The organism is Nitrospira sp., from assembly GCA_035968315.1.
In the GTDB taxonomy this organism is placed as follows: Bacteria; Nitrospirota; Nitrospiria; order Nitrospirales; family Nitrospiraceae; genus Nitrospira_D.
Genome location: JAVYIN010000005.1, coordinates 229,465 through 251,606, shown reverse-complemented (window position 1 = coordinate 251,606; position 22,142 = coordinate 229,465). Strand labels below are relative to the sequence as shown.

Annotated in this window: 22 protein-coding genes; 10 read left to right on the top strand and 12 right to left on the bottom strand. The window is 59.2% G+C overall.

Annotated features, from left to right (window positions below):
• Nucleotides 1-17: 17 nt before the first annotated feature.
• From RI101_04790 to RI101_04770, 5 genes are all read left to right on the top strand, one after another.
• Entirely contained in the window at nucleotides 18-3,245 is a 3,228-nt protein-coding gene (locus RI101_04790) for a CusA/CzcA family heavy metal efflux RND transporter (GenBank protein ID MEC4889359.1), read from the top strand.
• Nucleotides 3,246-3,706: 461 nt separating this feature from the next.
• Nucleotides 3,707-4,975 (top strand): glycosyl transferase, encoded by a 1,269-nt coding sequence (locus tag RI101_04785; GenBank protein ID MEC4889358.1) that lies wholly within the window; start codon nucleotides 3,707-3,709, stop codon nucleotides 4,973-4,975.
• A gap of 18 nt (nucleotides 4,976-4,993) precedes the next feature.
• Nucleotides 4,994-6,277: a glycosyltransferase gene (locus RI101_04780; GenBank protein MEC4889357.1), complete on the top strand. Its 1,284-nt coding sequence runs from the start codon at nucleotides 4,994-4,996 to the stop codon at nucleotides 6,275-6,277.
• Between the two features lie 10 nt (nucleotides 6,278-6,287).
• On the top strand, nucleotides 6,288-6,995 hold the full coding sequence (locus RI101_04775) for a hypothetical protein (GenBank protein ID MEC4889356.1): 708 nt from the start codon (nucleotides 6,288-6,290) through the stop codon (nucleotides 6,993-6,995).
• A 10-nt stretch (nucleotides 6,996-7,005) separates the two neighbouring features.
• Nucleotides 7,006-7,839, top strand: coding sequence for an HAD-IIB family hydrolase (locus RI101_04770; protein ID MEC4889355.1), 834 nt, complete (start codon nucleotides 7,006-7,008; stop codon nucleotides 7,837-7,839).
• A gap of 31 nt (nucleotides 7,840-7,870) precedes the next feature.
• Here RI101_04770 and RI101_04765 read toward each other — a convergent pair whose 3' ends face one another.
• Nucleotides 7,871-8,065 carry a hypothetical protein gene (locus RI101_04765; GenBank protein MEC4889354.1) on the bottom strand — a complete coding sequence of 65 codons (195 nt, stop codon included), beginning with the start codon at nucleotides 8,063-8,065 and terminating at the stop codon, nucleotides 7,871-7,873.
• A 148-nt stretch (nucleotides 8,066-8,213) separates the two neighbouring features.
• On the opposite strand from RI101_04765, the gene RI101_04760 reads away from it, so the two are divergent.
• Complete coding sequence (locus tag RI101_04760) at nucleotides 8,214-8,741, top strand: hypothetical protein (GenBank protein MEC4889353.1); 528 nt, start codon at nucleotides 8,214-8,216, stop codon at nucleotides 8,739-8,741.
• Nucleotides 8,742-8,765: 24 nt separating this feature from the next.
• Here the strand turns inward: RI101_04760 and RI101_04755 are convergent, their stop codons facing one another.
• The 6 genes from RI101_04755 to RI101_04730 are packed head-to-tail and all read right to left on the bottom strand — an operon-like array spanning nucleotide 8,766 to nucleotide 13,397.
• Complete coding sequence (locus tag RI101_04755) at nucleotides 8,766-9,209, bottom strand: type II toxin-antitoxin system VapC family toxin (GenBank protein ID MEC4889352.1); 444 nt, start codon at nucleotides 9,207-9,209, stop codon at nucleotides 8,766-8,768.
• 3 nt (nucleotides 9,210-9,212) lie between these two features.
• Entirely contained in the window at nucleotides 9,213-9,482 is a 270-nt protein-coding gene (locus RI101_04750; GenBank protein MEC4889351.1) for a hypothetical protein, read from the bottom strand.
• Nucleotides 9,483-9,501: 19 nt separating this feature from the next.
• Nucleotides 9,502-10,662, bottom strand: a complete 1,161-nt coding sequence (locus tag RI101_04745; protein MEC4889350.1) for an LPP20 family lipoprotein — start codon at nucleotides 10,660-10,662, stop codon at nucleotides 9,502-9,504.
• Nucleotides 10,659-12,110: a hypothetical protein gene (locus RI101_04740; GenBank protein MEC4889349.1), complete on the bottom strand. Its 1,452-nt coding sequence runs from the start codon at nucleotides 12,108-12,110 to the stop codon at nucleotides 10,659-10,661. The genes RI101_04745 and RI101_04740 overlap by 4 nt, the downstream gene beginning before the upstream one ends.
• Nucleotides 12,111-12,165: 55 nt before the next feature.
• Entirely contained in the window at nucleotides 12,166-12,774 is a 609-nt protein-coding gene (locus tag RI101_04735; protein MEC4889348.1) for a penicillin-binding protein activator LpoB, read from the bottom strand.
• A 56-nt stretch (nucleotides 12,775-12,830) separates the two neighbouring features.
• Nucleotides 12,831-13,397 carry a hypothetical protein gene (locus RI101_04730; GenBank protein MEC4889347.1) on the bottom strand — a complete coding sequence of 189 codons (567 nt, stop codon included), beginning with the start codon at nucleotides 13,395-13,397 and terminating at the stop codon, nucleotides 12,831-12,833.
• Between the two features lie 196 nt (nucleotides 13,398-13,593).
• Here RI101_04730 and RI101_04725 point away from each other — a divergent pair, with 196 nt between their 5' ends.
• The gene (locus tag RI101_04725; protein MEC4889346.1) at nucleotides 13,594-13,764 is read left to right on the top strand and encodes a hypothetical protein; all 171 of its coding nucleotides are present in this window, start codon (nucleotides 13,594-13,596) and stop codon (nucleotides 13,762-13,764) included.
• On the opposite strand, the gene RI101_04720 is transcribed toward RI101_04725, so the two are convergent.
• On the bottom strand, nucleotides 13,761-15,098 hold the full coding sequence (locus tag RI101_04720; GenBank protein MEC4889345.1) for a caspase family protein: 1,338 nt from the start codon (nucleotides 15,096-15,098) through the stop codon (nucleotides 13,761-13,763). The two genes, RI101_04725 and RI101_04720, sit on opposite strands and share 4 nt — an antisense overlap.
• A 214-nt stretch (nucleotides 15,099-15,312) precedes the next feature.
• On the opposite strand from RI101_04720, the gene acs reads away from it, so the two are divergent.
• The 3 genes from acs to RI101_04705 all read left to right on the top strand — a co-directional run bounded on the left by acs (nucleotide 15,313) and on the right by RI101_04705 (nucleotide 18,819).
• Nucleotides 15,313-17,202 (top strand): acetate--CoA ligase, encoded by a 1,890-nt coding sequence (gene acs / locus RI101_04715; protein ID MEC4889344.1) that lies wholly within the window; start codon nucleotides 15,313-15,315, stop codon nucleotides 17,200-17,202.
• Between the two features lie 128 nt (nucleotides 17,203-17,330).
• Complete coding sequence (locus tag RI101_04710) at nucleotides 17,331-18,266, top strand: tetratricopeptide repeat protein (GenBank protein MEC4889343.1); 936 nt, start codon at nucleotides 17,331-17,333, stop codon at nucleotides 18,264-18,266.
• 94 nt (nucleotides 18,267-18,360) lie between these two features.
• Nucleotides 18,361-18,819 (top strand): IPT/TIG domain-containing protein, encoded by a 459-nt coding sequence (locus RI101_04705; GenBank protein MEC4889342.1) that lies wholly within the window; start codon nucleotides 18,361-18,363, stop codon nucleotides 18,817-18,819.
• A 116-nt stretch (nucleotides 18,820-18,935) separates the two neighbouring features.
• Here the strand turns inward: RI101_04705 and RI101_04700 are convergent, their stop codons facing one another.
• The 4 genes from RI101_04700 to RI101_04685 all read right to left on the bottom strand — a co-directional run bounded on the left by RI101_04700 (nucleotide 18,936) and on the right by RI101_04685 (nucleotide 22,136).
• The gene (locus RI101_04700; protein ID MEC4889341.1) at nucleotides 18,936-19,229 is read right to left on the bottom strand and encodes a HigA family addiction module antitoxin; all 294 of its coding nucleotides are present in this window, start codon (nucleotides 19,227-19,229) and stop codon (nucleotides 18,936-18,938) included.
• Nucleotides 19,230-19,483: 254 nt separating this feature from the next.
• Nucleotides 19,484-20,434, bottom strand: a complete 951-nt coding sequence (locus tag RI101_04695; GenBank protein MEC4889340.1) for a DUF3644 domain-containing protein — start codon at nucleotides 20,432-20,434, stop codon at nucleotides 19,484-19,486.
• Between the two features lie 138 nt (nucleotides 20,435-20,572).
• Nucleotides 20,573-21,622 (bottom strand): hypothetical protein, encoded by a 1,050-nt coding sequence (locus RI101_04690; GenBank protein ID MEC4889339.1) that lies wholly within the window; start codon nucleotides 21,620-21,622, stop codon nucleotides 20,573-20,575.
• A 211-nt stretch (nucleotides 21,623-21,833) separates the two neighbouring features.
• Entirely contained in the window at nucleotides 21,834-22,136 is a 303-nt protein-coding gene (locus RI101_04685) for a HigA family addiction module antitoxin (GenBank protein ID MEC4889338.1), read from the bottom strand.
• Nucleotides 22,137-22,142: the final 6 nt, after the last annotated feature.

Below are 22,142 nucleotides of genomic sequence, written 5' to 3'. Positions count from 1 at the left end.
TTGAGGGAACAAGTCTGATGGTCGACCGTCTGCTCGATATTTCGCTCCGCCAACGCATGCTCGTCGTGATCTTTGCCATCATGATCGGGGCCGGAGGCCTCTACGCCTTCACAACCATTCCCATCGACGCCTTTCCCGACGTCACCAGCGTGCTGGTGCAGGTCGTGACCAAGGCCCCCGGGCTCTCGCCGGAGGAGGTTGAGCGGGTGGTGACGTACCCGATCGAACTCCAAATGACCGGCGTCCCCGCGCTGACGGAAATGCGCTCCCTGACCAAGGTCGGCCTCTCGCTCGTCACCATCGTGTTCGACGACTCCATGGACATCAACCTCGCGCGCCAGCTCGTCCTCGAGCGTCTGATCGAGGTGAAAGAACTGCTGCCCCCCGGCGCGGAACCGATGCTGGCCCCCAACAGCACGGGCCTGGGCGAAGTGTTTCAATACTACCTGGAGGGACCTCAGAGCCCTCTCCCGGACGAATCCATGCAGCACCAGAATTTGATCGATCAGCGCACCATTCAAGACTGGATCATCCGCCCCCTGCTGAAGAGCACACCGGAAGTGATCGACGTGAACTCGATGGGGGGCTACGTCAAGCAGTATCAAGTCCTCGTGGAGCCGGCCCTGTTGCGGAAATACGATCTGACACTCCATGACATCTTTGACGCCGTCGCCCGCAACAACGCCAACGCCGGCGGCAATATCCTCGAAAAGAACGCCGAAAAATACATCGTGCGGGGTGTCGGGCTGATCCGGACACTCGCGGATATCGAGCGCATTGTCATCAAGGAAACCGGTGGCACGCCGGTATTCGTCGGCGATGTGGCGACCGTGCAGATCGACCATGCGGTCAGGCACGGCGCCACCGTCTTGAACGGGAATCGGGAGGTCGTGAGCGGCATCGTGCTGATGCTGCGGGGCGGAAACGCCCGCGACGTCGTGGAAGGCATCAAAACCCGCATCGACGACATCCATGCGCGGCATCTGCTGCCCGACGGGCTACGCATCGTGCCGTTTTACGACCGGATCGAACTCATCACCGCCGCCTTGAATACGGTGTACAAATCCCTGGCCGAGGGAGTGGCGCTGGTGGTCGTGATCCTGTTTCTCTTTCTGGGCAACATTCGCAGCGCGCTGATCGTCGTCGGCACATTGGTCCTGGCCCCTCTGGCCACATTCATCGTGATGGGTCAAGTCGGATTGACGGCCAATCTCATGTCGCTCGGCGGGCTGGCCATCGCCATTGGCATGATCGTGGACGGCTCCGTAGTCGTGGTCGAGAACGTCTACCGGCATCTCTCGGAACCATCGGCCGCCGCGATCCCGCGGCTCGCACTGATTACCAGATCCGTGAAGGAGGTGGGGCAGCCGGTCGTGTTCGGCATTCTGATTATCATCCTGGTGTTCCTGCCCCTCCTCTCCCTGCACGGGATGGAGGGCAAGATGTTCAAGCCGCTTGCCTACACCATCATGATCGCCCTGCTGACCTCCCTCGTGCTGTCGCTCACCCTGTCACCGGTGCTCTGTTCGCTGATGCTGACAAGAGGCAGCGAGGAGGATCCCTGGATCGTCCGCATCGCCAAGCGCCTGTATGCCCCCTCGCTTTCGTGGGCGTTGAAACACACCAGGGTGGTTCTGATGATCGCCTGTGGCGCGCTGCTCGGCAGCCTGGCGCTGTTCCCGATGCTTGGCAGCGAGTTCATCCCGATCCTCAACGAAGGAGCCGTGGCCCCCCAAACGATCCGGCTGCCGAGCATCTCCCTTCCGGCCTCCATCGAAATTGAAAAACGCATGCAGCAGGCCATCATGGAATTTCCTGAAGTGGAGGCCGTGGTGTCCAAGATCGGGCGCACGGAGCTGGGAAACGACCCCCAAGAGGCGAACGAGAGCGATCCCGTGGTCAGACTGCGCCCGCTCGACGAATGGACGACGGCCCGGACGATGCCGGAGTTGATGCAGAAGTTTCGCGAACGGCTCACCCAGGTGGCAGGCGCCACCTTCCTCATCAGCCAGCCCATTCAGCAGCGGGTCGATGAATTGATTTCAGGGGTGCGGACCGAAGCCACCGTGAAACTCTTCGGCGACGATCTGGAAACCTTGCGGGCAAAAGCCGAGGAGATCGCCGGCGTCCTGGGAACCGTGCGGGGCGTGCGGGACATCAAGGTGGAACAGCTGTTCGGACAGCCCTATCTCACGATCGACATCGATCGCGGCAACATCGCCCGCCACGGGATCAACGTCGCCGACGTCCGGGAAATCATTACCACCGCGATCGGCGGTGAAGCCGCCACCCGAGTGTACGAAAACCAGCAGCGGTTCGACCTGGTCGTCCGCTTCCCGGAACAGTACCGGAACAGCGTTGAAACCATCAGCAACATTCCGCTCAGCGACAAATCCGGCGCCCTCATCCCGCTGGCCGATCTGGGAACGGTGCGGCTTGAAGAAGGCCCGGGGCGGATCAGCCGAGAGCGGCTCCAGCGGTATGTCTCGATCGGGTTCAACACACTGGGGCGCGACATCGGCAGTCTGGTGGCGGAAGCGCAGCAGAAGATCGCTGCGGATGTGACGCTTCCGGCCGGATACACCGTTGCCTGGGGAGGCTCTTTCGAGAATATGGAGCGGGCGATGGCAAAGCTACGCCTCATCGTTCCCATGACGATCGGCCTGATCTTCCTGCTGCTGTACTCCACATTCAATTCGCTCCGCCAGGCAGCTCTCATTATTTTGAACCTTCCCTTCGCGCTCATCGGCGGGATAATCGCACTCTGGCTGACGGGCGAATACCTCAGTGTTCCAGCCTCTGTCGGCTTCATCAATTTATTCGGGGTGGCCGTCTTAAACGGCATCGTGCTGGTGTCCTGCATGAATGCGCTCAGAGAAGAGGGGGCCACGTTGGACGAGGCGGTACAGTCCGGCGCGCTGCTCCGCCTGCGTCCCGTGCTGATGACCGCCTTGGTGGCGTTGCTGGGCTTGCTCCCCCTGGCCTTCGCCCATGGAATCGGATCGGAGGTGCAGCGGCCGTTGGCCATCGTCGTCATCGGCGGCCTGGTGAGCTCCACTGCCCTCACGCTCATCGTGTTGCCCGTCTTGTATCGATGGCTTGAGTCTCGTTACAGCCCGGCTCAACACAGGACTGCCACCGGCAACACCGTAGCGCACAGCTCCGGCACCGTTCTCGATACCGGCGCGTCATCTCCCCAAACGATCACCAGGGATTTCATGCCACCGGCCTCGGGATCCACCTAGTACAATGGAACCTGGGAGAGGCATACATTCACAACATGGTGCCCCAAACGGCCGCTTCCGCAATCCGACGGCATTCTAGCGTCCGCCCCGATGACATGATTTGCCAACCTTGCCTTGTCATGGGGAAGAGTTTCCAGCGCACCTCCCAGTCACATTAAGCAATGCGGGCGCCCGCTGGAGTGGAGGGTTGTGCCATCACTTCCGTTACGGTCAATCAATCGAACTGCTCGCAGCAGCACTCGCATAGAATCCGCGCCCCGCGTCAAGACCGCTGAGAGATCGGGACCTTAGCTCATCACACTACTGGCACTTTCGCCTGAATCACAGGCGGGCACAGGCATTGCTTCACTCATGATGAAACCGAATATCACAGGCAGGCAGACGACAGCGGACCGAAACAAGCCGGCATCCGCGACCGGCCTTGAAGAGCTCCACCACGGCGTCAGATCAGGGAGGACAACATGTCGGACTTCCATCAAAACGGCGTCGTGACGGTGCTCCATCGGCTGGGGCGCCCCAACCTCGAACAACTGGAAGCGGAACTTCAGCGCCATGCCTCGACGAATCCGATCGCCCTGGTCCTCCCCTCGCTCTACTCAGAGCTGCAGCGGCCGGCGCTCAAGAAAATCGTTGAGACCCTGACAGAGGTCCGCTACGTCAACGAGATTGTCATTTCCTTAGACCGGGCATCAGCCCTGGAGTTCCGCCTCGCCAAGGAGTACTTCTCCATCCTTCCGCAGCGCGTCCGGGTGATCTGGAATGACGGGAGCCGGATTCAACAGCTCTTAAAACGCCTCACCGACAATGCCATCGATGTCGGTCTGCCCGGGAAAGGCCGCGGCTGCTGGACCGCCTTCGGCTATGTGCTCGCCCGGCATCAGAGCAAGGTGCTGGCCCTGCACGATTGCGACATCGTGAGTTACGACCGGCACTACCTCGCCCGTCTCTGCTATCCGATCGCCAACCCTAATCTCGGGTACGAGTTTGCCAAAGGGTATTACAGCCGGATTACGGACCGGCTCCATGGCCGCGTCACCCGGTTGTTCATGACCCCGCTCCTCCGCAGCCTCCAGCAGCTGGTCGGCACGCATCCGCTCCTGGCCTTTTTGGACAGCTTCCGCTATCCGCTCGCCGGAGAATTCGCCATGGTCAGCGATCTGGCCTGGGTCAACCGCATTCCCGGAGATTGGGGCCTCGAAGTGGGCGTGCTCGCCGAGGTCTATCGCAATTGCGCATTACGCCGAGTCTGCCAGGTGGATATCGCGGATGCCTATGAACACAAACACCAGGATTTATCGCCCGACAATCCCGAGACCGGCCTCTTGAAGATGTCGGCCGATATTACCAAAGCCCTCTTCAGAAACTTGGCCAGCGATGGCGTCATTCTCTCCGACGGCCTGCTCAAGACTCTGCGGGCCACGTACCTCCAAGCCGCGCAGGATGCGATCAGCCGCTACGAAAACGATGCGATGATCAACTCGCTCCAATTCGACCGACACCAGGAACGCACCGCCGTCGAAGTGTTTCTGAAAGGCATGAAACTCGCCACACAGAGCTTCATCGAAGATCCCCTGGGGGTCCCCATGATCTCCAATTGGAGCCGCGTGGCCGCCGCCGTCCCCGATGTCTTCGGGCTCCTGATTGATGCGGTTGAAAGCGACCATGAGTGGGAGCCGGCGACCGCACTCGGTCGCGCCCACGATACCGCCCCCCTCGCGAGCACCACGTAACCGCGCCACATGACGCCCATGATGAACGACACCCTGACACCACTCGCCGCGCAGACCGAGTCCACGGTCGAGCAGATCGGCGCCGCAGACCTGCTCATCGGCATCCCAAGCTTCAACAATGCCGACACCGTCGGCCACGTGGTGCGGGCCGTTCGGGCTGGACTTGCCAAGTACTTCCCAGACCGTCGAGCCGTTCTGGTCAACGCCGATGGCGGATCCACCGACGGCACCTCCTCGATCGTCGCCAATACCCTGGTGGATCTCGACCTGCTGTTCATCGGCGACCACCAGAGTCCGCTCCATCGCATCGTCACCCCCTACCACGGCATTCCCGGGAAGGGGAGCGCGTTTCGCACGATTTTCGAGATCGCCCGGCGCCTGCGTGTCCAGGCCTGCGCCGTGGTGGACTCAGATCTCCGCAGCATCACACCCGAATGGATTGAGCTGCTCCTTCGCCCGATCGTGCAAGAAGGCTTTGACTACGTGGCGCCGTACTATCAACGCCATAAATACGATGGGACTATCACAAATAGTATTGCCTATCCGCTGACCCGCGCGCTGTACGGCTATCAGGTTCGGCAACCTATCGGCGGGGATTTCGGATTTTCAGGCGCACTCGCCCAACACTATCTGAACAGGCAGGTCTGGGAATCCGACGTGGCGCGATTCGGGATCGATATCTGGATGACGACAGAGGCGCTGACCAGCGGCGCGCGCGTCTGCCAAAGCTTCCTTGGGGCGAAAATTCATAACCCCAAAGATCCTGCGGCCGACCTCTCCGCCATGCTGGCTCAAGTCACCGGCGCCCTGTTCAGCCTGATGGAGATCCATCCATCGGCATGGGCCCCCATCAGAAACTCTCAGCCTGTTCCCCTCTTCGGATTTCAATACGAAACCGGCGTGGAGCCGGTCAACGTGAACGTCGCCAGGATGCTGGAGGTGTTTCAGCAGGGGCTGCGCGACCTGCAGCCGATTTGGAGCCGAATGTTATCGACCGACAGCCTGTCGCAACTGCGCGCGCTGGAAGGAGTGCCGGCGGATGGCTTTCGTATGCCGGATTCGCTCTGGGTCCACATCCTCTATGACACGGCCTTAGCCTATCACGCCAGGATGCTCCCCCAAGACCATCTTCTGAAAGCGCTGACGCCGTTGTATCTCGGAAGAACCGCATCCTTCGTCCTGCAAACACAGGGGCTCACCACGCGTGAAGCCGAACACCATATCGAAGCCCTGTGCCGCGCGTTTGAGTCTCACAAAGACTACCTGGTGACTCGGTGGCCAGAGCCCGGCACCCGGAACTAAGGAGGGCGTGATGACCTCGCAATGGATAGACACCTTGCTCGAACCAGTGACCATTCTTGGCCGGCAGGCGCTGGCCATTCTCCCTAATCTGTTGGCCATGAGCCTGCTCTTGCTTGCAGGGCTCGGCACCGCTTGGGCTGCCGGACACACGGCAGAACGGTTTCTTCGAGTGATCGGGCTCGACCGCGCAAGCGATCGCCTGGGCCTGACCTCCACGCTCCTGCGCGGAGGGATCAAGTCAGACCCCTCCCATCTCATCGGACGGACGGCCTACTGGCTGATCGTGATCTTCGCCTCAATCGCATCGCTCGAAGCGTTACACGTTGAATCGATCAGCAAACTGACGCATGCCACCGTTGCCTATATTCCGCATCTCCTCATCGCGACGGTCATCGGCGTTGCGGGCTATCTCATCTCGAACTTCGTGGCCCAGGGAGTGCTTATTGCGGCGGTCAACGCCGGCCTCCCGCCGGCCAGGCTGATCGCGACAAGTACCCGCTGGACCATACAACTGCTCAGCATCGCGATGGCCCTCGAACAGCTCGGCATTGCGGAGCACATCGTCGCCGTGGGATTCGGCATTACCTGGGGCGGGATCGTCTTCGCCGCCGCGCTGGCCTTCGGCCTGGGCGGAAGAGACTTGGCCAAAACGTTTCTGGAGCGTCATCTGGGACGCTCCACCCGCGAGCAGGGCGCCGACGACCTCCATCATTACTAAGGATCGCACCATGCCGCAATACTTGATATTTACGGACCTTGACGGCTGCCTGCTTGACAGTCAGAGCTATTCCTTCGACGCCGCGCGTCCCGCGCTGGAGGCGATTCAGGCCCGCAACATTCCCATGGTGCTGGTCTCCAGCAAAACACGGGCGGAAATCGAGCCCCTGCGCGAACAGCTCTGCCACCATGGCCCGTTCATTGTGGAAAACGGCGGCGGGATTTTTGTGCCCGTGGGCACCTTCGATTTTCCGCTCGAACGGGCCAGGCCGCGGTCGGCCTACTCCGTCATCGAACTCGGCATCCCCTATGCCATGCTGCGCGATGTCCTCAAGCAGATCGAAGAGACCTTGAGCACTCGCTTGACCGGATTCGGCGACCTCTCCATCGACGAAATTATGCAGGCAACGGGCATCGGACACGATGCAGCCGTGCGAGCCAAGCTGCGCGAATATGACGAACCCTATCTGCTGGAAGGGCCGCTTTCCTTGGTACAGGAAGTCTGCCGCCAGATTACGTCGCGCGGATTGCAATGGACTAAAGGAGGGCGGTTCTTCCATCTGACCGGCCATCACGACAAAGGCCAGGCCGCGATGCGTCTGCTCCACTGTTACCGGCAACAATGGCAGCTGGAAGAACAGGGTGCCATGGCGGAAACGGTGGGAATTGGAGACAGTCTCAACGACCTCTCCCTACTCCAAGCGGTAGACCATCCTGTGCTGATCCAAAAGCCGGACGGCAGGTACGACCCTTCGATCACCCTCCCGCACCTCATACTCGCACCAGGATCCGGCCCAGACGGCTGGAATGCCGCCATGCTCAATCTGCTGGCCCAGGCAGTCTAAGGCAGAATACGGGTGTGATCAGCCTGCCGGATCACGATGTTTTCTTTCCAGAAAACACCGTGGCATCACAGGAGAGATACTTGATCTGCTTGATCGGCACCAGGATCATTTCCCGCGGAGACTCCACGTAAATAAATTCTTGATCTTCAGACAGCCGATGGCTGACCACATCCTTGATGAGCAGCTCCTGGCTGTCCACAAACACCACTTTGACCCAGTATTGCACGAGTAGTCTCCTTCCCAAGAGGCCCACAGCCCCAATCCCGCCAAAGACCGCGCGATTATACTGATCCCCTTTATACCCTGGCAACTTGCCAGCCAAACAGGCACTTCAGTAGAGTACCGTTGCACTGGCCAATCTCTGGACGATCTCTATGCCGATACGCCGTCACAGGACCCTGATCTGCCTGCTCAGCTGCGGCCTCACCGCTCTCTTGCTGGCCATGCCGGAAAGACCGGACGCCCAGGTGATGAACGACGACGCAGAACTCTCGAGGTTACGGGCCAAAGCCGAGGATGCCATTGCTGGCGATGATCCTGACGGAGCCGCCATGATCATGGGGCGGGCGGCGCTGCTGTCAGCTCAAATGGCCAAAAAGCGTGAGGGAATGGCTGGAATGGTGTCTCGCCGAATGGAGTCGCTCTTCCGGTCTCAGGAACATACCTACCGGGCGATGGGCCTCTTTCGGCGGGCCGGCAATCAGCTGCCGGCGTCGTCCGGCGTCTGCGGCAGCCTCAGTTTGGCCCTGGCCAGCCTGCATCAAGCCGCGGAACCCATTGGCGACATTCCCTCACCGCCTCCGGCTCCCCGCTTGCGTGAAGACCTGGCGCAACTGACGGGAACGATCGAGACGTGGCATAGCGTCATCCAATCGGTGATCGCCGAATACCACTGTCCATGAAGCCGCGTCGCGCCCCGCTCCGGCTCAATCCTCTTCAGGATTGATGATGTGCAGTCCGGCCGTTTTGGAGGCCGCCAGCAACTGCGTATCGGCACTGACGACGGTCAGCCGCAACGGCTTCAGCTCCAACGCCAGCGCCAGATGCATGACCTGTTGCGCCCGCAGGAAGGGATACTCCATGGCCAATTCCTTGGTGGCCAGATAGGTGGCCATCGTGGGGGCCAGAAACTGATAGAGCCCCTCCTTCGATTCAATCTCGAACTTATGAATCACCGAATAACAGTCATCGCGGGTGATGTCACCCTGCTGGGCGCGATTCGCCAGCGTGGTGTAGAACTCGGTGACGGTCCATGCCGGAAGAATGGCGACCTTCCCCCGCTTGACCATCAGCTTGTTGACGATGCGGGTGCCCCGTTCCATGCTGTACCGTTTCACGAGCGCAGTCGAATCGAAATAATAGTACGGCATCCGCTAGACCCTCCCCTTCAAAATCACCGCGGCCAACGGTCCCTGGAGCTTGGAGAGCCGGTCTTGCAGTTCATCGAGCGGCACTTCCTCATACCCCTGCTTCCGCAAGGTCTCGGCCAAATTGCCCTGATTGAACGAGGCCGTATCGTCCTTCAAACGGTCCCCCAGGCGCCGCTTGGCCAAACGGCTGGAGAGCTTGCGGCTTGGCTTGGTCAACCCGCGTCCGCGGCTCTTCGGAGCGCGGCCGATGGATTTGTCTGTTGGCTGTGTCACAGTGGTGATTCCCTCCTCGTTAGAATGAACGTGGCGTGGCTGGCACCGGTGCAGCAGGACGCGTCTCTCGCGGACACCCGGCCGATGAAGCCGTGGAATCCGGCAATGGCGCCTCTCCAAATACATGAGATGCGATAGCTTTGGCAAGGTCTGAAGAAAATTCCTGCTGAATCACCCTCAAGGCTTTTGCCGTAGCTTCTCGTTCGGAGAGGTGGCCTTCCTTCCCGCCCCTCGACACCGCCCCGACAACCCGTTGCGAGGCGGACTCCACCACCTCAAAATCGCTGCACCATCGGACATACTTGAACTGCGGATCGCCCACCTGAATGGGCCACATCCGCACCGTCCCGCGAACCAGCAGCTCGGGAGCCACGCCATCGCCGTTGGCCGCTCGATGGGCCACGTGCAGCCCCTCCCGGATCAATCCCTCCGTGAGCGCCCGTTCAATCGGCTCCGCATGGTCACCGGCCACCTCAATGGCCAGGATGAGATTGGTGGCGAGGAACTGATCCAGTTCGTTGGTCAGATCAGTGACATGATAGGCGGCTGGATGGCCCTGTCCCGATGGCCGGACAACCCGCAAATCCGCGTTATACGCGTCGCGCATCACCGCACTTCTCGCGGCACGCCGGAGATTGCGCACCTTCGTCAACTTGTCGGCCGTCTGGCGCGCGTCCGTCAGATCGGATTCGATCGTCCGGTCAAGCTCACGCATCTTCTCCAACAGCGCGGTTTCCCCCTGGCCACGGTGCATCCCGGCCAGCACGTAGTGCACCCCTTTCGAGAAGTCATACCAGGCATCGAGCACCTTCACGTTTTCGAGCACTTTATCGGTGGACACGTTTGTGATCGTTTCCAGCGTCAACCGCCGTTCGGCATTCGCGGCGCCGCGGCTCTCAATCAACAAGTAGGACTCCCAATCCTTGGCGTGCGCCGCTACCTCGGCTTTAAAAATCCTGGCGACCGCCGCATAGGCTTGATCCGTGGCCACGCTCTTGCTCGCCGACTGCCCTTCTCCAAGCAAGTATTGCGCGGACGAAAACTCGGCGCTCACGCCGTCCACCCAGGCTGGTTTGGCCTTGCTTCCGAACCAGGTACAGCCGCTGAGCGCAAGCCCTCCGAGCAGACAGATCAGAAGGGCGCGGGCAGCACGGCGCGGACAAGAGACGATGAAGATCATTGCATCACCCGCTGAATCAACATAATGGTTTGCCCAGGCGCCAGCGAAAGCGTGCGCCCAGTCTCCTTGGCCGGCCCCTCTCCTCCCCCGGCGAGCTGAACCGACATATGGTACTGTCCGGGATCAACCCAGGCCCGCGTGAGATGAATTTCGTCCGGGAGCGTCCGCCAACTGCGTTTATCCGCTTCCTCAGAAGCCACCGCCAATCCTTTTGTCAAAAGACCGACGAGCAATCCCACCAAGGGGGCCGCATCTTTGCCCGCCGCCTGCTGCGCCCCTCGCGTCGCCCCCTCCGCCATCGCGAACTTGGCCGCCGCGCGAGCCAGCGCCTTCACCGTGATTCCCGGCAGCCGGTCCGCCAGGCTCTTCTCGGCCAGGGCGGTAATGTTCTGCCCCAATTCTGAACGGGCGGAGATTTGCCGGCCACTGTCATCCCTCAGCATCAGCTGCTCCCCGGTCACGCGCGTCTTCTGAGGAATCAATTGCGGCAAGGCCACGCGCACCACATGTCCATTGAGGCCATAGAGCACGGTATCCACGCCCCGGTTCTGATGCCGTGACGGGTGCGAGAGCCCGCGATTCAAGAGCACGAGCTGCAGCGCATCCAGGCTGATCGGCAAGTCGAGAAACCGGTCCTCCTTGCGCGGTGCGCGGCCATTATAGCTGACCAGCACGACCTGAGCGAGATTCTGAACCGCCTCACGCGACTGCCAGGCCTCGTCCGGAAACAACCGGCGGTACGCCTCGAACTCCGCGGTGAGCTGCAAGGCCTCGCTCGTCCGCAGCAGGTCGGCCCGCAACTGGCCCGGCACCGGCGTGCGTGCCCATCCGCTCATCGCCTCATAGGCCTCGTAGGCTTTCCGGTAGGCGATAAAGGCATTGTTCACGTCGCCCGTGGCTTCATAGAGAATCCCCGTCAGATAGCGCGCAAATCCATCGTCCTTGTAGGCCGTGTTCTCTTTCGCCTTATCGGACAGCACATTGAGCCGGTGATCGATGCGCCGCGCTTCGACCAGCGACTCCTGCAGCTGTCCTTGCGCCGCATAATTCAAGGCCTTCACGACGTTGATCATGACCTGTTCATAGGCATCGCCTTCGTACGGCAGCGCATTGTCGTTCGTCAGAAAGGCCGCGGTCTCTGAACGGATAGATCTGGTATAGAGCCGCTCGACGTCTTCTTCCGCCTGCTCCAGGACGGCGTTGCTTTGCTGGTAGTCTCCGGCCAGTTGGAGCGTCATGCCCCGGTCCATCCCGTAGAGCACCCGGCTCTTGCTTCCATAGGAGGACTCGCCCTGCTGCACGATGGCGTCGGCCTGTTTCGCATTGCCCGCGAGGAGGCTCTGTTCGATGAGGGCGTACCGATTGATCGAGGGACCGCAGGCCGTCAGCAACAGCACGGCGGCGGCGACACTGACAGGAGCGAGTGAGGAGACAACGCTCCGCCGCACAAGCGCGTGGCGGGCAGAGCGTGAGAGGAGAGAGCTCAACGGAATCCGCGGGTGCCTAGAATATCGTGCGTTTCTTCTCGATGACTTTCTTGATCTTCTTTTGTCCGTACCAGACCTTGGCATTGCTTTCCAGATCCACCATCTGCAAGTCGATCTGGTAAAACACCGCCTTGGTGCCATCGGCTTCATCGAGAATGGTCGAGATCGTGCCCTTCATCATGTAATCGGCGCCGATCTCTTTGCCGGGAGCCTTTTGCGTATCCTCGCGGGCATACATCGCCTGTTCTTTTCGCTCGGTGCGCAGTTCGTCCCGCTCGCCCTTCCCCGCCACGAAGGTCACTTTCTGGGAGTTGGTCAATTCACGCTCCAGATCCGTCACAAAGGTCTGGACGCTGATGTGCTCGTGGCTGCTATTCAGGATAGTCCCCACCACCACCACCGGCTGGCGATGCTTCCCTTGCGTAAAGTTGCCCAGCCAGGGATAGCCGAGCGCTTCCTTGACCATGGTTTCCGCCACCATGCGGGAATCCGTATCGTTCCATCGCCCGCTCAAGTCGGTCACGACCCCGGCATCGACTCGCGTGATTTTCGTTTCCTGTCCGCATCCGGACAGGATGAGCCCCACCGCCGCCATGACACCCAGCCATCCGCGCCTCGTTCCCATCACGCCTGTCCCTCCAAGAAACACACGTCCCGCACGTTTGACCTTCTGAGCCTGCGTTACCGGTTCATCCGCTTATCTTCTTCTTTCTCGAGCCGATCGAACATCTTGTCGGCATTCTTCCTGACAAAATCGCGGACCTGCGCGTTGAGCTCCTTGGCCTGCTCCAGATTGTTCTTCATATCTTCCAAGCTCAATTTGGTCAGCACGTAGTAGGTGTTCGTCTTTTCGTCCTTGTAGCGATCGATCGGACGCACACCGCTGAGCGTCGCGGTGGTCACGGTCTTGATGGCCCGCTCGACATTTTGCTCTTCCGTGTTGCGGGTAAAATCACCGGCCGTGGTTGAGGCGGCATAATCCCGCATCAGATAGCCCGTGTAGGTTTCGAAGGTCTTCGCGATCTCGGCGCGCGCGCGATTCTCCGCCGCATCCCAGGCCAGCGGCTCATTCCGCACGCCGACGACCGAACCGACTCCATAGAAGGCCTTGCTGTCCTTTTCATTGAACGCGCCGGATCCTTTCTGCACCCAGTTTGGCGGACCACCACAGGCGGCGAGTCCCATCAAGAGCGCCATGGCCAATCCGATACCGGCCAGTCTCGTCACATGTGCCTGTGCTGTAGCCATCCGATCCTCCTTCGTCACGAAAGATAGTGAATCCGTGCACGTCAGCAAGTCGAGAATTTACGTGAATTCATGCTAACATGCGTCTCCAGATCCGTCAACGCAACGGCTCCGGTACGGTTGACGCAGAGAGGACGTTTCTCTGCGCCGCAACGACGAGATCCACAACGACAGGCGCTCACAAGGGGAGGCATTCACCGTGGCAGACGTTCAGATAGAAGACGGCATCATTAAGATCGCCAATCTCGACATTCAAGATCCCAAGACCGCCGCCGTGCTCGCGGAATACCCGCAAGTCCGCTGGGCCGAGATCACCAGGCGCGCATTGAAGATTGGATTGGGCTATCTGAAGGGCGGAGGAAAGGACTAGCGTTTCGAGGCAGCATCGGCCTCAGTGACCACTGATTTCGCACGTGAGTCGCTTCCGCCCAACTCCAGGTAACGGCGAAACGCCTCGACGGCTTTGGGCTGATCCTTGAGATGATCGGCGTACAGCGTCCCGAGGGAGAAATAGACGTCCTGATACCCGGCATTCACCTTGAGCGCCTGCAACATCGCCTGTTCCGCCTCCGCGAAGCTGCCCCGCTTTTCATAGATCAGCCCGAGCGTGTAGTGCGAATCCGGATTGTCCGGCGCGTGTTGAACGGCAAGCTGCCCGGTGACAAGCGCTTCATCCAGGTTCGGGAGCACCTCCAACCGAAGATAGCTCTTGAGCACATAGGCATTCCCAAACGCCGGATTGTACTCAATCGCGCGATTCAACCGCTCCAGCGCCTCCTCCGTCCGCTTCCCTTCCTGAAGCAGCGCAAAGGCCTGTTCATACTGCGCCCTGGCGGCTTGCTGCCGCTCCGCTGGGGTCTGGGGCCCCGTGCCAAGAGTAAAGGCCGCCTTGCGTCCTTCGATCAGCACTGTATCCCCATCGCCATCGAGCCTGGCACTGATCGGATGCTGCTGGCCTTGCGAGGCACTCGTAACTTCCTTCTCCAGATAGGCCCCGAGCTCGGAGGCCATCAACCACCCGTTCTTATTGAGATCGGCCGCCCCCTGCAACCCAGCCAGCACCGACGCCGTAAAGAGACTCTTCCCCCCGGGACGAAGCGAGACCTCGCCTTTGTCCCCCGCCGTAATCACTTGCGCCGCGCGCCGTTCCGTATCCGCCTCCGGCGATAACCGGCCCTCCAGAGAGAGCTGTTGCGCTGCGGTGGTTTCCCACCCGCGGACCCCCGCGTCGATAATGAGCAACGTATGCTTGGACGCCGACCGGCGGGTGAATTCCTTGAGCTGCTCGAAGGTCACCGACTTGGCGACATTATTCACCTGCGCATCCCACGGCACGAGATAGCCGAGTTCTTTCCCGTCGGCATCCAGCGTGACTCCGGCATGACCGGCAAAAAAGACCACCAGCCGATCCATCCGCCCGACCTTCCGGGGAAGGAAATTCGTGAACACCTGCTGAAGGTGCCTGAAACTGGCGTCCTTGTCATACACTTCAAGGACATCGTCAAACCCCATTTGGCGAAACGCCTGAGCCACGGTCTTGGCATCGTTCACCACACCGGGAATCGGCGGAGCCAAGAGATAGTTTTCAACACCGATGACGACCGCCCAAGACTTGTAATAGAGCCCCTCGGGCTTCCCCAATTGGGCATGGACGGGCTCAACACCGGCGGCGGTGAGAAACGACCATGCGAACACAAGCGCCATCGCGCGTGCCATTCGCAGAGATAGACGTGAAATCAGTCGAAGAGACATTGACATGACCGGCTCCGAGTCAGACTACCCCTCCGCGATTACGGCTGTCAAGAAATCAGCCCTGCCCCGGCGAAACCACCGGCGATGAAGGGTTGCAGGGACGCCCACCTTTCTCCATAATTGGCCGGATCCTTTCGTATCACGCGACTGAGGAGGTAGACGCGTCATGAGTGAAGACATCGAGACCCTCTTAAAAGAAAGCCGGACCTACCAGCCGACCGACAAGACCAAAGCCGCCGCCCATATTCAAGACTACGAAGCCGCCTACAAACAGTCGATCGCCGATCCGGAAGCCTTCTGGAGCGGTGTGGCGAAAGAGCTCGACTGGTTCACACCCTGGAGCAGGGTTCTGGAATGGAACTACCCGCTGGCCAAGTGGTTTGTCGGGGCGACCTGCAACATTTCCTACAACTGTCTCGATCGCCACGTGAAGGGCGGCCGCAAAAACAAAGTGGCCGTCATCTGGGTCGGCGAAAACGACACCGAACGCGTGTTCACCTACGGACAGCTCTATCGCGAAGTCTGCCGCTGCGCCAATGCCCTGAAAAAGATGGGACTGAAAAAAGGCGATCGCGTCACCATCTATCTCCCGAAAATTCCCGAGCAGATCGTTGCCATGCTGGCCTGCGCGCGCATCGGCGCCATCCATAGCGTCGTGTACTCCGGCTTCAGCGCCCCGGCGTTGGCCAGCCGGATTCGCGATGCCGAAGCGCATCTCGTCATCACCGCCGATGTGGGCTACGACCGGGGCAAGGTCATCCCGCTCAAGCCGGTGGTCGATGAAGCCCTGAAGACCTGCCCCACCGTCGAGCGCGTTGTCGTCGTCCGCCGGCAGAAACCGGAGATCGCGCTGGCCTCCCCCAAGGAAATCGATTGGCACGACTGGCTCAAAAATGAAAAACCGGAATGTGAGGCCGCCAAGCTAGACGCCGAAGATCCGCTCTACATCCTCTACACCTCCGGCACCACCGGAAAACCCAAAGGCGTCGTGCACGTCCACGGCGGCTACATGGTGGGCACCTACATCACCGCAAAGTATGTCTTCGATCTGAAGGACGATGATGTGTATTTCTGCGTCGCCGATCCGGGCTGGGTCACCGGCCACAGCTATATCGTCTATGGCCCGCTCTTGAACGGCGCGACGATCCTGACCGCGGAAGGCAAGCCGGACTATCCCAATCCCGGCCGCTGGTGGGATTTGATCGAGCGCTACGGCGTCTCGATTTTCTATACCACCCCCACCGCCATTCGCCTCCTCATGCGCTACGGAGAAGACTGGCCGAAGAAGTTCGACCTCTCGACCCTGCGCATTCTTGGCAGCGTCGGCGAGCCGATCAATCCCGAAGCCTGGGAATGGTTCCATCGTGTCACCGGCGGGGACAAGCCGATCATGGACACCTGGTGGCAGACAGAAACCGGATCCATTCTCATCACCCCTCTGCCGACCGTCCCGCTGAAGCCCGGCTCGGCCACGCGCCCGTTCCTCGGCATTGAAGCCGATGTGGTGGATCGCGAAGGCCACAGCCTCCCGGCCAACGTCGGCGGATTCGCCGTCATTAAGAAGCCCTGGCCCTCCATGATGCGGACCATTTACAAGGATCCGGAACGATACAAGACCTACTGGAATACCATCCCCAACTGCTACACCGCCGGCGACGTGTGCCACAAGGATGCCGATGGCTACATGTGGTTCATGGGCCGCGCCGACGACGTGATCAAAGTCGCGGGAAACCGGCTGGGCACGGCGGAAGTCGAGAGCGCCCTGGTCAGCCACCATGCCGTGGCCGAAGCAGCCGTGATCGGCAAGCCGCACAAGACCGTCGGCGAGTCCATCAAGGCCTTCATCATCCTGAAGCAGGGCGAGACCGAGAGCCCGGAACTGATCCAGGCAATCAAGGATCAGGTCAAGGCCGAGCTGGGGAAAATCGGCGTCCCCTCGGAAATCGACATCGTCCAATCCCTGCCCAAAACCCGCTCCGGCAAGATCATGCGGCGCGTGCTCAAGGCCAAAGAATTGGGCCAGGACCCCGGAGATATTTCGACCATCGAAGAATAACCGCGTCTTGCCACCAGCCACGTGTCAGTGCATCGGAGCCGGCCCGCCTCGGGCCGGCTCCTGTTTCACTCATCACTCAGCCGCAAGAACACCACCCCATCAAGGTCTTCATGTCTCTCATTCGACCCATGTCGCGTCTACCTCATTGCCCTACACACAACCGGCGTCTCCCGACTGTCTGCCTGCTCCTGACCGGGCTCTGCGCCTTGTCCGCCACCGATGTTCTGGCGGGGAACCAGCTCGCCGCCAAACAATCAGCCCAGATACACCAACCCACACCACAGGAAGCCGCCGCCACATTGCTGCGCCAGGCGCAAGCCCTGCGGGCGCAAGGAGATCTGAACGGCGTGATTGCAACGGTACGGCAGGTGCTCGAACGCCAACCCAGCCTGACGGAGGCGCGCTACCTCCTGGCGACGACGCTCGAAGAAACCCACGATCGTGATGGTGCCATTCAAGAGTATGAGACCATCGTCAAACAGTCTCCTGCCCATCTCGAAAGCCATTTTCGCCTCGGCATTCTCTACGGCCAGCTCAACAATTACAGTGCCGCCATTCGGGCCTTGTACGCGGTCTTGAGCCTCAACCCCAACCATATCGCGGCCCGCTTCAACATCGGCCTGGCCTTTCGCAAAACCGGCGACCAGGACTGGGCCAAGCGCCACTTCGAACTGCTCCTCAAGCAGGACCCCGGCCATGCCGGAGCCCATACCACCTTGGGCAACATCTACTACGAGCAAGGCGCCCTCACCCAGGCCATCACCGAATATCGCGCCGCGCTGACCACCGAACCGGGACACCTGCGCGCGCGCCGCAACCTCGCCCTGGCACTGAAACGATCCGGCGACCTTCCCGGAGCGATCGCCGAATACCAAGAGGCGCTGCGCTCACAAAATATGGACCCAACCCTCCATGTCGAGTATGCTGAGACACTCCAGGCCAGCGGGCGAACGACCGAGGCGGCCCACGTCTATCGAGAAGCCCTCGCCCTCGTCCCGCAGACAGGCCATCAGTCAGCACTCCAAGCCCGCATCGAACACCAGTTGAAACAACTGGTGCCTTAGCCGTTCCGTCCCGCCGCCACAAGCGCGGCCATCACTCCGTGACCTGCACCGGCGGCTGACGAGTATCAGCCGTCACACACATGAGGAGATCGACATGAAGAATCGCACTGATGGGAGAGTCCTATGCCTGAGCCTCATCCTGGGACTGCTCGTCATCGTAAGCGGAACCAGCGCCTTCGCGGAATCCAAGAAATCATCCGGAAAGAGCAAGACGGCGACGGGAGCCCCGAAAGGCTCAGCCGGAAAACCCACCTACCAGAGCGCCGAAACCGCCGGAAAGGCTCCTGCCTGTTTCGGAATCGCCCCGACAATCACCATCGTCAGTCCGGATGAAGGAAAGGCCGGAGACAAGGTGACCTTGACCGGTACCAACTTCGGCGTCGCGGAATGTGTGCGCACCGTCTCCTTCGGCCCCGGTCGCACCGCCACATTCAAACTGGAAAACGCCAACACGATTACGACCACCGTTCCAAGCGGCGGACGGAAAGGGATGGCCATCCTCACGGTCACAACCGCGTCCGGCGAAGACTCGAAACCGTTCTTAGTGAAATAACTGCTTAAATCTGGAGCCCTGTTCTTAGCCGAACACCGCGCTAAGAACAGGGAGAACACAAAGAGGCAGGAATCGTTTCAGAATTACACACCCAAGAGAGACTCCCCATTATCCGATTAGGCCGCTGTGAGCCGGACTTTCTCAACTTTGCCGAGTTTCACATGCTGCATGGCTTGCCAAAGATCATAGTTGGACTGCATGGCGAGCCAACTCTCCGGAGAACGGCCAAGAGCCTTGGAAAGGCGTAACGCCATGTCAGGGCTGATACGGCTCGCACCAGTAAGAATGCGATTCAGCGTTGAAGCAGCCACACTGAGCTTCCCGGCCAGTTCGCGCCCGCTCAGGTTATTGGGTTCCAGATAGACCTGGACAATGAACTCACCGGGATGGGGAGGATTGTGCATAGCCATTAGTGGTAGTCCTCATAATCCAAGATGTAGGCGTGTCCGTCTTTGAACTTGAATGTTACACGCCAGTTTCCATTTACCCATACAGACCATCGGCCGCGCTCCAAGCCTTTCAAGGGATGCAGTCTGAATCCTGGAACATCCATATCCTCAATGGACAGCGCCGTATCCAAGGCCGTGACGCCAAGAAAAGACTCCCGGTACATTTTCTTTTCTAGCCTGAAACCGGGCTTCCATTTCCTGCCATCATGCGCAGGTTAGGCCACACCTTTGCGAAGAGTGTAGCGTTTGTCAAACTCCTCAAACACATGAGGGCTGAAGAAGTCTTGTCGTGCGCTCTTTGGATTGTCTGGGTCCAAGAAGCGAGACATGCAGTACTTAGCATCGGCCATCAGAGCCCTGCGGGCGACATGATACTTGTTCGTAACCTTGAAGTCGGAATAGCGCTTCCGAAGCTTCGCAGTAAGCTGGTTGTATGTCCAGGGATAGCGGGCCTTAAACACCTCGTCCTTCAGGAAGACTTTCGGAGCGTCAGGGTCGTCGGTAATCGCCACTCTAAGCCCAGTAGTGGCGTTGGTGCGCTTCATCCGAAGATTCAGGGTGAGTGCAATTTGATATGGATCGTCATCAGCGACCTCGGTGGCTGCTGCCAAGGCCGAAAGGTATCGAATCAATAGGGCTTCATCGCTACTGACAACAATGCTCTCCGCATCGCGAGGTGGCGCAACAAACCCGATGGGCATGAGATAGAGGTGATATTTGGACAAATCGTAGGCAAACCACTCGCGCGCTAGACGAAGGAAGTTTGCGACAGCCGCAGTACCGAACTCAAAGACCTGCTTGGCTAGAAGAGGCCCGGCGGCGATGAAGTGGACGGCATTATCGCGAACCTCTGAGATTGCGTCGAGATTCTTTTTGACACCAGGGGCTAGTGCTGTGCCGCGTTTCTCCAGTGCAACGACGCATTGCCCCAGACCCAAGGTTTGGCAGTTACCGGCCCTGTTGCGCTTCTTGTAGCGCTTCTTCGTCGGCTTTCCCTTCTTGCTTGCCCGCGCCTCATAGACGTAAAGGCACTTGGGATCATTGGAGTGTTCAGTGAGAAGCTTGGCTTTGAGTAGGAGCTCCCATGCATTGAGGACCAGAATGGCGAAGGACTCTTCACGGTAACGAAAGTCAGGTTTGTTGTAGATCTCAATGGCTGCGACCAAGGCAGCCTCAGCCTTCTGGAGGAATCTCTGAGACCGTGTTATCTGAGCCATCGAGTCACCATGCCTGGATGTGGCCTAACGTTCACAATCAGCCACACTCGATTGCGGGCGCCGGATACACTGTATTGTTAGGCAACTTCAGTACAACGTGTTTTGAACCATGTTTTGCCACATTGAATCCCGATCGAGTGGCTTACCATGATAGACCACCGTGCCAAATGTGTCATCGACAACTCGACGCCCCTTCTCATACACATGCACATGAATTCCTTTTTCCTGGGGCCGATTGGCTGTCCATAGCACGGCCGGTGTTGACGACCACAGTTCATACTCAAATCCTGCATAGTCATCAAGGTTGAACGCTCGATCCGGGACAACATAGGTGTTGCTGTTACTAAACCGATCATGCAGTGGTTTCAGTGGCGTGGAGACAATCGGTTCTGGAGTCCAAATACTATCGTTACCGCAGTTGCCACAGAAGTGTTTCTTGTGTGGGCTTATGGCGAAGTCGCCTAAATCTAAGTGCGGGTAGCCACATTTCTTGCAAGTGACACAAGACATTTCACGTCCCTCCTCAAGGGAGCGAACGAATTCAAATGCCGCGGGTGGCGTAACTTGAATCTTCGTGATTTCAGGATTGTCAAACAGCCCCATGTCTTCGTTATAAGAACAAACGATAGCATCAAAGTCCTTGTCTAAAACTTTATTGGAGTTACTGCTGAATCTCTTGTGAACATGAATCTTCGGAGCTCTCTTGGATATGCTTTCACTTGATAGTGCCGGAGGGAGAGAGCACCAAATGCCAATCTCTTCGAAATCCTTGAACTCAATCTCGAGCGGATCGATAACGTAGCTCATCTTTGCAAGATGGTTGCTGCATAAAACTTCTCCAGATTCTGAGGCGGCCGCGTAATCTGCCTTTACGCCCCAGTGAATTTGATGTGTTTTGCAGTACCAGCGTTTGGCGCCGTTTCGGAACTTTCCAGACGGAATTATTTGGCAAGGGAGCACCGCGTCATTTCCAGCCTTTTCCACAAACATCCCGAAGGCTTCTTCTGAACTAACAGCTATATTGCCTATTGTTCTGCCAGGAGCCCAGCACACAGCATCAGCAGCACCATAGGCATCTTGATGAAAGTCGAAATCCTCTTCGTCACCGATCTTGCGAAGAAAATCTTTCTTTGCCATTCCGGTACCCTTGTTTGACCACTCACATTCCCAGACTTCAACCTTCTGTGTTTCTGAGTTGATTCTTCGCGAGTAAAACATTACAGATTCCATCTCCCCAAATGGGGCTAGTTGTCCAAAAGAGTTTAGGCCAATCCGCATAAGAGCCGGATCCGCCATTGCTGCCCGTACAACACGCCGTGAAACCTCACGACGCCCCACAGGGAGCCAATCATGCCACGTGCTGCTGAATGCACCGCTCGATTTCTTCCCCGACGGCCCGCTTCGCCACACGCAGATCGAACTCACTTTGAAGCCCCATCCAGAGATCCGACGACGTTCCCAAATAGCGGCTCAACCGAAGCGCCGTATCAGCCGTGATAGCGCGCTTTCCGTTGACGATCGCGCTGATCCGCCCAGGCGACACGTGGATCTCGCGGGCAAGCCGGTTGATGCTGATCTCCATCGGCTTCATGAAATCTTCGAACAAAATCTCTCCCGGATGAATCGGCTCAAGCACCCGTTTGCGCGCCATGCTGCA